This window comes from Marinicrinis lubricantis, from assembly GCF_042658665.1.
GTDB lineage: Bacteria > Bacillota > Bacilli > Paenibacillales > KCTC-33676 > Marinicrinis > Marinicrinis lubricantis.
In genome coordinates this window covers 24,134-36,692 of sequence record NZ_JBHSQV010000160.1, presented here as the reverse complement: position 1 = coordinate 36,692, position 12,559 = coordinate 24,134, and the positions used below count along the sequence as shown (strand labels likewise).

The following is a 12,559-nucleotide window of genomic DNA, read 5'->3' as shown; positions in this document are numbered from 1 at the left end:
GGTAAATCACTGCCATTTTCAACTGGGTTAGTTTCGTGATGCCTTTTTTCCTGACTCGTAGGAGGTTATCCTCAAAACTTTTTCCAATTTACACGAATCAGGGACTTGACATCATACCGCTGGACTTGTCAGCTACATTTTATCGTGTGTCCGAAAGAGGAAAGTTATACTTAACCGACGCTTTTTTTCCATGGTTACTCCTCCCCGGCTGTGCGGCATCCAGCGCCAAATCCGCTCGTACCCGTGTCTATAGGATATGGCATCATTGCTAGAATCGTTTCATCACCCTTGACAATCTCTCTCCATATCATTAGAATAAGTAGTCGGAGACTAAATGGATATCTTTGTGTTCACCCTCAGCGATTTTGAACCGAAAGGACAGCGGCTGAACTTTCCTTTCGGGCGGCGCATGACCGCACTCAAAATTACGGCACAAAGAGACATCGTTCTCGAGGAATCAAACTAAACCTTAACAACAAAAGGAGTAATCGATAAATGGCTCGTTACACTGGACCTAAATTTAAACTTAGCCGTCGTCTTGGAATCTCCTTGAGCGGCACTGGTAAAGAATTGAAACGTCCTTTTCCACCAGGACAACATGGACCGAACCAACGCAAAAAAATAAGTGGTTACGGAATGCAGCTTCAAGAGAAGCAAAAGCTTCGCCATATGTATGGTTTGGGAGAAAAGCAGTTCCGCAATCTGTTTGACAAAGCTTCCCACATGCCTGGTATCGCCGGTGAAAACTTCATGATTCTGCTTGAAAGCCGTTTGGACAACCTCGTATTCCGTCTAGGCTGGTCCAACTCCCGTGCAGGCGCTCGTCAATTGGTTGCTCACGGTCACGTTACTGTGGATGGCAAGAAAGTCGACATCCCTTCGTTTACTGTGAAGCCAGGACAAGTAATCGGTCTTCGCGAGAGAAGCCGCAATCTGCAAGTGATTAAAGAAGCAGTTGAAAGCAACAATTTCGTGCCTGCTTACTTGGAAGCTGACGAAAAAGCAATGGAAGGCAAGTACGTTCGTTTGCCTGAGCGTGCTGAACTGCCTCAAGAAATTGACGAAAAGCAAATCGTCGAGTTCTACAGCCGATAATCATAACACGAAAAACCGTCCTCTGGGCGGTTTTTCTTTATGGCAATCAAACCGTCCTCCGCAGAGGAACAAGAAAGCAAGTAAAAGGACTGAATCTTCACCTCTCCGTAAAGAATCAGTCCTTCACTCATATCTGCAAGTCTATCCTTTTAAAATCAACTTCGCGAATTTCCTTTTTCCAACTTGAATGACATCCCCGTCATTTACAGTCACTTCCGCGAACACATCCGTCATCTTTTCCTCATTTATTTTCACGGCCCCCTGTTGAATGCTCCGTCTTGCTTCCCCGTTCGAGCTCTGCAGGCCTAGCGTTACAAGCAGCTCAATCAACTTGATCTTACCGTTATCCAGCTGTGCGGCGCTTAATTCAGCCTCAGGCAAATCATCCGGCAGCGCCCGTTTTTGAAATACGGTTTTGAAATGTTCTTCAGCGGCATCGGCCTGCTCCGCGTTATGGTACATTCTTACAAAGGTATGTGCCAGTCGCATCTTGGCATCTCTCGGATGAACCGACCCGTCTTCTAATCCTTTTTTCAGCTGATCTAGCTCCTCATCCCCTATGTCTGTGGCAAGCTCATAATATTTGATCATCAGCTCATCAGGGATGGACATCGATTTCCCGTATATTTCATTCGGCTCTTCATTAATTCCAATGTAATTGCCAAGACTTTTGCTCATTTTTTGTACGCCGTCTAATCCTTCGATGATCGGCATCATTATCGCAGCCTGCTGCGGAATGCCGTATTCCTTTTGCAGCGAACGTCCCATAAGTAGATTGAACTTTTGATCGGTTCCTCCAAGCTCCACATCGCTTTTCAGCGCAACGGAATCGTATCCCTGCATTAAAGGGTAGAAAAATTCATGAATGCTGATCGCTTGATTCGATTGGTAGCGCTTCGTAAAGTCATCCCTCTCCAGCATCCGGGCTACCGTTACTTTGGCCGAAAGCTCGACCACATCGGCAAAGTGAAGCGGACTGAGCCACTGAGAGTTAAAAAATACTTTCGTTTTTTCCGGGTGTAGAATTTTGAAAATTTGTTCCTTATACGTCGCCGCATTGCGCTTCACATCTTCTTCTGTCAGCTGCTTCCTCGTCTCAGATTTGCCGGTTGGATCCCCGATTCGGCCCGTAAAGTCGCCAATAATCAACTGCACCTCATGTCCCAGCTCCTGAAATTGTCTGAGCTTATGAAGAACCACCGTATGTCCGACATGAATGTCTGGTGCGGAAGGGTCCAATCCTAATTTCACCTGAAGTGGTTTTCCGCTCGCAACGGAATCGATAATTTTCTGTCTTAGTTCTTCCGCAGGCACAATTTCCGCTGTTCCTCTAGAGATCGTCTGCCACTGCTTCTCTACTTCCTGCTGCTGCTGAGCTGTCAGCTGCTCCCATTTCACTGTCATCCTAATCCCTCCAACAAATGTTTCGATTTTTTTTCATAAACACAAAAAAACAGCCCTCGATCCCGATAGGGACGAGAAAGCTGCTGCTCGCGGTACCACCCTAATTGGAGCTAATATGCGTCTTTTAAACGCTGCTCCCAACTTCATTGACATAACGGCTCATCACCGGAAGAGGCTACTAACCTGAGCATGATTCTCTGGTCCTGTTCCCCTCTTCTGCTCCGAACGGTAATTCGAATCAAAACAAGTACCGGTTTTCACCGACCACCGGCTCTCTGAAAGCTTTGTTTTCATTCTACTGCAGTTCTTCAATGCATTTAATTATCCAATTGTATGTTCTCGTAAGCGCAGTACATCAAACGACTTTACAAATATATATCACAGAAAAAATACCAAAGTCAAACTTTATTCCTGTTTTTCACCAAAAGGGAACATTCGTTCTTCTATTCTATTCAACCTCCGTCACTTTTGTGCTATAATAGTTCTGTTTATGAAGGAGGATGGAAATGGCAGAGACCGCAAATCAATCAGCGAATTCTAAACAGACCGCAAAAAAAATATTGCGCGGAATCCTTACGGTGATGAAATGGTCCTTTATCGTCATAATCATTAGTGGATTTTTAGTCGGAGGCGCCGTTTTCGGATACGTCAGCGCACTAGTTAAAGATGAACCGGTCAGGGAAAAAGCTGATATTATGGAAGAAATGTCGAAGGATCAGTTGTCTGGCTTCGTATACTTCAGCAATGGAGATTTGGTCGGCCAATTAAGAGGAATCGACCGCAGACTCGTTGAATTTGACGAAGTACCTAGTAAAATCATCGATGCTTTCCTGGCGATTGAAGACGACGATTTTTACGATCATATCGGTATTGACTTTACCGGTTTGTTACGTGCAGTAAAACAAAAAGTATTCAATGAACCCGTTCAAACCGGCGGTAGTACGATTACACAGCAGGTAGCCAGAAATGTATTTCTGTCGTTGGAGAGAACGGACGCACGTAAATTCAAAGAAATCTTACTGGCTATTCGCATGGAACGGTATTTAAGCAAGGAACAAATTTTACTCGCTTATCTAAACAAGGTTCCCTTCGGTAACAGTTCTTCAGGATATAATGTGTATGGAATAAAAGCGGCAGCTAAAGGGATTTTCGATGCAGAGCTGGATGAGATCAATCTTGCTCAAGCTGCATACTTAGCAGGCTTGCCCAAAAATCCAACCGGATATTCCTGTTTTGACGGATATGGCAACTTCGACGAAGAGGGCTTCAATGAAGCCGTTAAACGTCAGCACGTGGTGCTGGAACGTATGCTGGAGCTCGGAAAGATAAGCAAGGCGGAATATGATGAAGCGATGAGCTTTGATATTCGTGAATCCATCGCTCCATCGAAGCCTAAAGGCTATTCCTCTTATCCTTATCTTATGATTGAGACGGAGCGCCGGGCCGCGCAAATATTGCTGAAGCAGGAGAATCCTGAACTGACGGATGAAGAGCTGAATGATCCTAACAATCAAACGTTAATCAACGATGCAATTGAAGATATGCTCGGACGCGGCTATAAGATTTACACCACAATCGATAAAGATATGTACAACGCAATGCAGGAAATTGCTCAAAATCCAGACAACTTCGTACCGGACATGGAAGATCGCGGAGTAGAACAAATCGGTGCTGTATTGATTAATAACAATACAGGAGCCATCAAAGGTATGATCGAGGGCCGGGACTTTAAGAAAGAGCAATTTAACCATGCGACGCAGATGAAGAGACAGCCTGGTTCGACCATGAAGCCTTTGGCGGCATTTTTGCCGGCTCTGGATACCGGAAAGATCCAACCAGCTTCGGTCGTAGATGACGTCCCTTTAATTATGAAGGATTGGACAAAGGGATATCATATTCCGAACAACTGGGATAATAAATTCCATGGGCTGATGACAGCTCGGGAAGCATTAGATCGATCCTATAATATTCCAGCCCTCTACCTTTTCAACAACGTCGTTGGCATTCAGGAGTCTTGGGATTTTGTTCGCAAACTAGGAATTACTACAATCACCGAAGAAGACAACCATGCTACGACTGGGGTTATCGGCGGGCTGTCATACGGTACGACGGTTGAGGAAATGACCAATGCCTTCGCTGCCATTCCGAATGGCGGAAATTTTGTGGATGCTTATATGATCAGCAAAATTGAGGACTCAGAAGGCAATATCGTCTACGAGCACAACAATGAATCCGAGCAAATCTTCTCGGAAGAGACCGCATTCTTAATGACCGACATGCTTCGTACGGTTATTGAAAACCCAAGAGGGACCGCATATGACCTGAACAGCAAGTTCAAGTATATAGGTGAAGTCGATGTGGTTGGGAAAACCGGATCGACCCAGAATGACCGGGATGCTTGGTTCGTCGGATACTCTCCGGATATTACCGTGGGCGTCTGGGCGGGGTATGATCAGAACCATACTTTGACGTATCCTAGAGAGGTTGGTAACCTCCCGCAGCAAGCAGGTACGTTCCGAGCGAAAAATATTTGGGCGCTCGTGATGAATCAAGCGTACGAATTAAAGCCGGAATGGTTTGAAACGAAACAATTTGAACCGCCAAGCGGTGTCGTCAAAATGACTGTTTCCGACGTTTCTGGTCTACTGCCTAGCACCATGGCAAAGGAATCAGGCCATTTGGTGACAGATTGGTTCAACAAAGAATACGTGCCCACGGAAGTAGACGACCATTTGAAAGAAATGGAAATCATTACGTATAACGGTGTACCTTATATTCCAAAAGAAAGTACGCCGAAAGATATGATTCAAAAGAAAGTGCTGATCACTAGACCGAATGACATCTTCGCACTTTATGATGAATTGGAAGACATATTAAAAAATCTGCCAAACCAATACAAGCCGAAGAAGAACGGCCGGAACATGACGATCGCTGATTATTATCCAGATGACTTTGATATGACAGCGCCGGTCATGGAAGACCCTCGAGAAGACGACGGAGCCAAGCCGGCTGCACCGGCAAATGTTCGATTGGAGACAACAGACAGTTCTTATGTCATCACGTTTACCCCGAGCACAAGTGCAGATGTCGTCGGATATCGAATTTACCGTTCGATCAATGGCGGACCGCCCGTACATCTGAGCGGCAAAAACGTCTTGGTTGGCGAAGCTGAGAAGTTTACGGACTATCAAAGCAGCAAGGTGCTGTCCTATTACATTACGGCAGTCGACGTAGCTGGGAATGAATCTGATCCAAGCTCGATCGTATTTAACCGCCAGCCATCTGATTCAGGCATGCTGCCCGATCCAAATGGAAGCAGTGAGGGTACAGAAGCGCAGCAGAATGATGATCAGACTGCAGGCTTGCCATCCGCCCCTGGCGGACTCATCGTACAGGCTAAGAACGTGGGACTCTCGGTTGAGCTCAGCTGGAGCGGAAACGCTTCGGAGGAAGGCGTTCATACCTACCATGTATATTACAGTGACACGCAGGACGGCGAATACCGAAAAATCGGAACGACGAACCAAACCAGCTTTGAGTATGTAAGTGTGCCTCTAGAAGGCTGGTATACCGTTACAGCGGAAAACAATAAAGGGGAATCGTCAAGGTCGACACCGGCCCAATACCTTTCTCCTGAATAATGGAAAACTTATAAGTCAAAGCAAGAGCTGCCAATGAAAAGTATTGGCAGCTCTTGTTATTTCCATCTTCATTTAATCTTCAATGGTGGACAAATCTCCCGTAGGCAAGTTCAACTCCCAAGCTTTTAATACCCTGCGCATGATTTTGCCGCTCCGTGTCTTTGGCAGCTTATCTTTAAATTCAATTTCCCTCGGTGCGGCATGTGCAGATAGTCCCACCTTAATGAATTGGGAGATTTCTTTCTTGAGTTCCTCGCTAGGTTCATAGCCTTTGCGAAGTGAAATGAAGGCTTTGATGATCTCGCCCCTGACCGGATCGGGCTTCCCGATCACCCCTGCTTCCGCCACCGCGGGATGTTCAACAAGCTTGCTTTCTACCTCGAAAGGTCCTACCCTCTCGCCGGAAGTATTGATCACATCATCGATCCGCCCCTGGAACCAAAAATACCCTTCGTCATCCATATAAGCGGAATCCCCGGAAACATACCAGCCAGGAATCCGGAAATACTCTTGGTACTTCTCCGGATTGTTCCAAATTTTACGCATCATGGACGGCCATGGCGTACGTATCGCTAAATTGCCCATACGATATGGAGGAAGCTTATTTCCCTGGTCATCCAATATCGCTGCCTCCACGCCTGGAATCGGCTTACCCATGGATCCCGGTTTGATCGCCATCGACGGATAGTTGCAAATCAATTGCGCACCCGTTTCCGTCATCCACCAAGTATCGTGAATCCGCTTGCCGTACACCTTCATCCCCCAGCGAACAACCTCAGGATTTAGAGGCTCCCCTACACTAAGAATATGCCGTACACTTGATAGATCATACTCCTTCACGACATCGTCTCCCGCACCCATCAGCATGCGGAACGCAGTCGGTGCACTGTACCAAACGGTTATTTTATATTGCTGTAATGTGTTATACCAATCCTGTGGGCTAAATCGGCCGCCTCGTACGACGTTCGTCACACCATTCAGCCAAGGAGCGAATATCCCATATGCTGTTCCAGTGACCCACCCTGGATCGGCTGTACACCAATATACATCGTCCTCCTGCAAATCCAATACGATTTTGCCTGTATAATATTGCTGAACCATCACATTATGGACATGGTAGACACCTTTCGGCTTGCCGGTGGAGCCCGATGTGTAATGCAGCAGCATGCCATCCTCCGCATCCATCCATTCCAAATCAAGCTCTTCTGGCAAATTACTCACTTCTTTATGGTAATCAACCTGTCCTTCTTCGCAGACGATCTGATCTCCTACAAGAATGATATGCTTGAGTTCAGGAAGCTCAGAGTTCGGTATTCTGCTTAGCAGTGCTGGTGTGGTAATTACAGCCGACGCACCGCTGTCCTGCAGACGATCTCTCACCGCTGTTTCCATAAACGCTTCAAACAGGGGACCAACAATAGCGCCAATTTTAATGGCACCAAGCAAACAGAAATACAGCTCCGGCGAGCGCGGCATAAAAATAAATACACGATCTCCTTTTTGCAGACCTAAGTTTCGGAGCAAATGGCCAGCCTGATTGGATTTCCTGCGCATTTCATCAAACGTATAAGATTCGTTTCTTTCGGGATCACTGTAATACAGAGCGACCTTGTCCTTCTTGTCAGAAAGAGCATGCCTGTCAATGGCTTCGAACGCCATATTCAGCTTTCCGGTTTGCTTCCAGGAGAAAGCGCTCTCAATTTGTTCCCAAGAGAATGAATTTCGTACATTTTCATAGTCTTTCAGGTTTACTCCTTGAATGGTCCCTTCCAAACGTTCATCCGAGTGATTCATTTGTCTGCCTCCTCTTTCATACCTTTTTAAAACGCTTCCACCATGATACAATGATAATTGAGAGTCTGACATGGGATGATTATTGAAATTTTTATGACATTTTCATTTTAACATATCATCTATCTTTCGCCTACCACTCATTAATATGATATTTTTAAACGTTTTTATGATTGCTTCGAGTGTTACTCCTTTCCATGCAGTCCTAAGCAGTGCTCTAAATGGAATGAAAGGAATCTGTAAATGGAACATATCAAAAAATACCACAGTGAATCGTTGCTAACTGCTCATGGAACCATCTGGATCGAGGGCCCTGTATCCTCGGAGATATTGCAGACCTATATCATGGATGAAGGGCTGGATGCCTTTCGTGAACCCGATGAACAGCACCAAGCATTATGTGAGATTGCTTCACTGCCGGAAGGGAGAATCATTTTAGCCCGGCTTGAGAAGCGAATCGTAGGCTATGTCACTTTCCATTATCCTGATGAGATGGAACGCTGGTCGCAAGGGCAAATGGAGGATTTAATTGAACTTGGAGCGATCGAAGTCTCCCCTTCCTTCCGAAGCTTCGGTCTGGGTAAGCGCATGATTAAGCTTGCTTTTCTTAATCAGCAGCTGGATGATGTCATCGTTTTTACAACGGAATATTATTGGCATTGGGATCTTAAAGGGAGCGGACTATCCGTTTGGGATTACCGCAAGATGATGGAACAACTGATGAAATGCGTTGGAATGGTTTGGTATGCGACAGACGATCCGGAAATTTGCTCCCATCCCGCCAACTGTTTAATGGCGAGAGTCGGTCCGCGCGTGCCCATTTCATCTGTAGAGCAATTTGATCGAATTCGTTTCAGGCAAAGGTTTATGTACTGAACAGATCGTGGAGGAGTAAGAAACGTGGATAATACAAAGGCTCTATTTTTATTCCAACCTGAAAGTATGAATTATCGGTTTCATTCGGATCATCCTTTTAATCAAGAACGTGTACGGTTGACGATGGATCTTCTGAAGCATAGCGGTGCACTTTCCAATACCCAGATGATCGGGTACTCAGCCTGTCCTGAATCGTTCATTGAGCAGGTCCACACCTCAGCCTACATTCAAGCTGTGAAGAAAGCATCGCAGCAGCCATCTTCAAATTGGCTCGATTATGGTATCGGTACAGAGGATACTCCCTCCTTTCCAGAGATGCATCAAGCTTCTTCTTTTATTTGCGGAGGCTCGCTTATCGGAGCGGATAGAGTCATGAACAGCCAAGCTCGAGCGCTTCATCTTGCTGGCGGGCTTCATCACGCCCACCCCGGGAAAGCTTCTGGATTTTGCATTTATAATGACGCTGCTGTTGCAATCGCTTACTTACGCAAGCAATATGACGCGAAAGTGCTATATATCGATACGGATGTACACCATGGCGATGGGGTTCAATGGATGTTCTATTCCGATCCGCAGGTATGCACATTCTCTATTCATGAGACAGGCAAATATTTATTTCCGGGCACCGGCTATGTTCACGAACGTGGAGAAGGCCAAGGCTTCGGTTTCAGTGTCAACCTGCCATTGGAGCCTTTTACAGAGGACGAATCTTGGTTGGAATGCTTTTCAGAGGTGCTGGAAAGAACGGCGGGATTCTTCAAACCGGATGTGATTGTTTCGCAGCACGGCTGTGACGCTCATGCATTAGACCCGCTCTCACATATGCATTGCAGTATGGACATTTACCTGCAAATGCCCAAAATCATCCGTTCGGCAGCAGATCACTGGTGTAATGGACGATGGCTTGCACTTGGAGGCGGAGGATATGACATATACCGTGTAGTGCCTAGAGCATGGTCGATGTTGTGGATGGTCATGTCCGAGCATCCGATGGTGCAGCAGGTGAGCAGTCATGCTCACCTTCCTCAAGCTTGGATTGAAGCCGTTCAGCCGAGAAGTCCCCATGCACTGCCTGTTTCGTGGTTGGATGCCAAAAGCGCCTGGGCACCGATGCCTAGGCGCAAAGAAATTACGGAAAACAATCGAAAAACAAAACAACTATCCATGATGTATTTATAATTCTAACGCATTTCCTGGATGATTGCCTCAACCATTTGGAAGGATCGATTCGCTGCAAGCTGAGTGAATTCCGCGAAATTCATATGAGCCGTTCCATCCGCTCGGTCAGACATCGAACGAATGACAACGAATCGTGTATCGTTCATGCTGCACACTTGGGCTACAGCTGCTCCTTCCATTTCTGTGCACGTCCCGCCAAGCTCCTCATGAAGCTCCTTTACCTTCGTCCGATCAGCTATAAATTGATCTCCGGAAAGCACACGTCCTCTGTATACATTTGACTCAAATAATTTCTCGCCAATGCCGTATGCAAGCTCGACCAGCTCACGGTCCGCTTCAAATATAGATCGATCCTGATAAGGAATAACACCTCGTTCAAAGCCCAATGCGGTCACATCCATATCATGCTGCATACAGTCGATCGAAATCACCAGATCCCCGATATCCAATCTCGGATCAAGCGCACCCGCAACACCTGTGAACAACACTGCCTCAACCTGAAAATGGTCGATCAAAATTTGTGTACATACCGCGGCATTGACTTTACCAACGCCACACTTCGTTACAACCACTTGACTCTCGTGCATCTGCCCGCTCATGAAGGAAATACCCGCCTTCGTGATCGCTTGTGTATCGGTCATATGCCCCTCAAACAATTGAACTTCCTCCACCATCGCGCCAATAATGCCGATCTTTCTCATGATCAAACCATCCTTTCCTATCGTCAAACTTTCATTCAGATCCGATAACAGGGCATTTTAAAATAGGCCCTCCTCGGATAAATATAGGTTGTTCTTATTCTAAGACGCATTTCAAAGAAAGCGGGCCCGCTAAGTGAGCCCGCTTCATACATTATCGATTATATTCTAACTTACGATCTATCTTGGACGGAATTACGCATAATCAGCTCATGCGGGAGAACGACGATGTTATCTTCTACTTTCTCGTTCTTCATCAGCTTCGTGAGCAATCTCATGGAGACGGCGCCAATGTCATACATCGGTTGAGCCACAGCGGCAAGCTGTGGTCTAACCATGGTGGCCATTCTCGTATTATCTACACTTATGACAGAAATATCTTCAGGTACTTTCAATCCATGGTCTTGCAGCTTATGTATAGCGCCGATCGCCATTTCATCCGTTGCCGAAAAAACCGCCGTCGGTTTTTCACGAAGGCCCAGGAAATATTCCATAATTTCCATCCCGGATTCGTAACGGTAATTTCCAACACGTACGTATTCTTCACGAAGTGCAATGCCGTGGTTTTCCAGTGCCTTTTTATATCCTTGATATCTTGCATATCCGTTAGAAAGATCCTGCAAGTTGCCGCAAATCATTGCGATGCTGCGGTGTCCTTTGGCAATTAAAGTTTCTACAGCATCGTATGCCGCTTTTTCATGATCGATATCGACCGAAGGGAATTCCTTCTTCTCGTCGGTCGTCGCACATAGAACAACAGGGACAGACGACGTCTTGAAGGCTTGAACATGCTCCTCAGTTACAGTGCCTCCCATAAATAACAGCCCGTCCACCTGCTTTTCAAGCAGCGTATTAACTACCCGGATTTCTTTCTCTTTTTTCTTATCCGCATTGCACAGGATAATATTATAGTGGTACATATTGGCGATATCTTCAATGCCTCGCGCGACTTCAGCAAAGATCGCGTTCGAAATATCAGGAATGACTACGCCGACGGTCGTTGTTTTTTTGCTGGCCAATCCTCTGGCAACTGCATTAGGGCGATAGCCTAAACGTTCAATGGCTTCAAACACTTTTTTTCGGGTTTGCGGTTTAACGTTCGGGTTATTATTTACGACACGCGAAACCGTAGCCATGGAAACTCCTGCTTCACGAGCTACGTCATAAATTGTTACGGTCACTTACAACCTCTCCAATATTCCAAAATTTTCGATCAACTTTCGATACAGCTATCATACGACAAATTTAGAACTAACGCAATAAAGGATTCCCTCTTCCGTCATGACTCATGAATTTTCGCACTCATGCGTCAATTTTTTGTCACGGTAGAACGAAGAAAGGCAGGCTCCGCCGCAATTCTATAATCACGGGAAGCTGCCTTCTCCAAAAACAAGCCTTATTAAACTCGCACCTGCATTTAAGTGAAGTCGTATGTAGATAGAGCATAATTAGAAATTTGTGAAAGTCGATCTTGAATATCCTCTATCCACTCATCATTATGCAGGTTTTGCGCCATGATGAGCATGTCCAGTAATTGATTGATTCGCTCGTCAATAATGACTTCCAACGAAACGTTCCCGTAATCTTCATCCGCTGCTCTGCTCAGCAGCAAAGCCACTTCATTCTGCTCCGAAAAATCAATCGATACTTTGCCAGCAGATTTCGAGGAGGACTGAATCATTTCCTTCAAATGATCTTTCACCCCTGGGAGCACTTCATTACGCCCACATTCATCACAGCAATAAACAGGTACACCTTTAATTTCTAAATGATCTGAGAATAATACGGTTCTCATGTAAATATCCATTGTCATGCCACATTGACTGCAACCCTTCTCCAACCTTTTCAACTCCTTATCGCTTGTCGAACATTGTT

Annotated in this window: 10 protein-coding genes and 1 other annotated feature; of the genes, 5 read left to right on the top strand and 5 right to left on the bottom strand. The window is 45.8% G+C overall.

The features are described 5' to 3' along the window. Positions 1-334 precede the first annotated feature (334 nt). The gene (locus ACFPXP_RS13245) at positions 335-466 is read left to right on the top strand and encodes a hypothetical protein (RefSeq protein WP_379894736.1); all 132 of its coding nucleotides are present in this window, start codon (positions 335-337) and stop codon (positions 464-466) included. Between the two features lie 29 nt (positions 467-495). Beyond that, positions 496-1,095 (top strand): 30S ribosomal protein S4, encoded by a 600-nt coding sequence (gene rpsD, locus ACFPXP_RS13240; RefSeq protein ID WP_379894735.1) that lies wholly within the window; start codon positions 496-498, stop codon positions 1,093-1,095. A 141-nt stretch (positions 1,096-1,236) separates the two neighbouring features. On the opposite strand, the gene tyrS is transcribed toward rpsD, so the two are convergent. Next, positions 1,237-2,493 (bottom strand): tyrosine--tRNA ligase, encoded by a 1,257-nt coding sequence (gene tyrS, locus ACFPXP_RS13235; RefSeq protein ID WP_379894739.1) that lies wholly within the window; start codon positions 2,491-2,493, stop codon positions 1,237-1,239. 70 nt (positions 2,494-2,563) lie between these two features. Continuing rightward, positions 2,564-2,820: a binding site (T-box leader), on the bottom strand. Between the two features lie 185 nt (positions 2,821-3,005). On the opposite strand from tyrS, the gene ACFPXP_RS13230 reads away from it, so the two are divergent. Then, on the top strand, positions 3,006-6,140 hold the full coding sequence (locus ACFPXP_RS13230; RefSeq protein WP_379894734.1) for a transglycosylase domain-containing protein: 3,135 nt from the start codon (positions 3,006-3,008) through the stop codon (positions 6,138-6,140). Positions 6,141-6,212: 72 nt separating this feature from the next. On the opposite strand, the gene acsA is transcribed toward ACFPXP_RS13230, so the two are convergent. Continuing rightward, complete coding sequence (gene acsA, locus ACFPXP_RS13225; RefSeq protein ID WP_379894733.1) at positions 6,213-7,934, bottom strand: acetate--CoA ligase; 1,722 nt, start codon at positions 7,932-7,934, stop codon at positions 6,213-6,215. Between the two features lie 240 nt (positions 7,935-8,174). On the opposite strand from acsA, the gene ACFPXP_RS13220 reads away from it, so the two are divergent. Continuing rightward, positions 8,175-8,807 (top strand): GNAT family N-acetyltransferase, encoded by a 633-nt coding sequence (locus ACFPXP_RS13220; protein ID WP_379894731.1) that lies wholly within the window; start codon positions 8,175-8,177, stop codon positions 8,805-8,807. Between the two features lie 66 nt (positions 8,808-8,873). Next, a complete protein-coding gene (locus ACFPXP_RS13215) occupies positions 8,874-9,986 on the top strand; it encodes an acetoin utilization protein AcuC (RefSeq protein ID WP_379894738.1) in 1,113 nt (370 codons plus the stop codon). 2 nt (positions 9,987-9,988) lie between these two features. On the opposite strand, the gene ACFPXP_RS13210 is transcribed toward ACFPXP_RS13215, so the two are convergent. The 3 genes from ACFPXP_RS13210 to ACFPXP_RS13200 all read right to left on the bottom strand — a co-directional run bounded on the left by ACFPXP_RS13210 (position 9,989) and on the right by ACFPXP_RS13200 (position 12,491). After that, positions 9,989-10,687: a 5'-methylthioadenosine/adenosylhomocysteine nucleosidase gene (locus tag ACFPXP_RS13210; RefSeq protein WP_379894730.1), complete on the bottom strand. Its 699-nt coding sequence runs from the start codon at positions 10,685-10,687 to the stop codon at positions 9,989-9,991. Positions 10,688-10,857: 170 nt separating this feature from the next. Continuing rightward, a complete protein-coding gene (gene ccpA, locus ACFPXP_RS13205) occupies positions 10,858-11,865 on the bottom strand; it encodes a catabolite control protein A (protein ID WP_379894729.1) in 1,008 nt (335 codons plus the stop codon). 236 nt (positions 11,866-12,101) lie between these two features. Then, the gene (locus ACFPXP_RS13200) at positions 12,102-12,491 is read right to left on the bottom strand and encodes a hypothetical protein (RefSeq protein WP_379894728.1); all 390 of its coding nucleotides are present in this window, start codon (positions 12,489-12,491) and stop codon (positions 12,102-12,104) included. Positions 12,492-12,559 lie beyond the last annotated feature (68 nt).

Bases quoted from the DNA above. Each gene is read 5' to 3' on its own strand.
- rpsD (WP_379894735.1), top strand. From the start codon at position 496: ATGGCTCGTTACACTGGACCTAAATTTAAACTTAGCCGTCGTCTTGGA.
- ACFPXP_RS13200 (WP_379894728.1), bottom strand. From the start codon at position 12,491: ATGGATATTTACATGAGAACCGTATTATTCTCAGATCATTTAGAAATT.
- ACFPXP_RS13220 (WP_379894731.1), top strand. From the start codon at position 8,175: ATGGAACATATCAAAAAATACCACAGTGAATCGTTGCTAACTGCTCAT.
- ACFPXP_RS13245 (WP_379894736.1), top strand. From the start codon at position 335: ATGGATATCTTTGTGTTCACCCTCAGCGATTTTGAACCGAAAGGACAG.
- ACFPXP_RS13215 (WP_379894738.1), top strand. From the start codon at position 8,874: ATGAATTATCGGTTTCATTCGGATCATCCTTTTAATCAAGAACGTGTA.
- ACFPXP_RS13210 (WP_379894730.1), bottom strand. From the start codon at position 10,687: ATGAGAAAGATCGGCATTATTGGCGCGATGGTGGAGGAAGTTCAATTG.
- ACFPXP_RS13230 (WP_379894734.1), top strand. From the start codon at position 3,006: ATGGCAGAGACCGCAAATCAATCAGCGAATTCTAAACAGACCGCAAAA.
- acsA (WP_379894733.1), bottom strand. From the start codon at position 7,934: ATGAATCACTCGGATGAACGTTTGGAAGGGACCATTCAAGGAGTAAAC.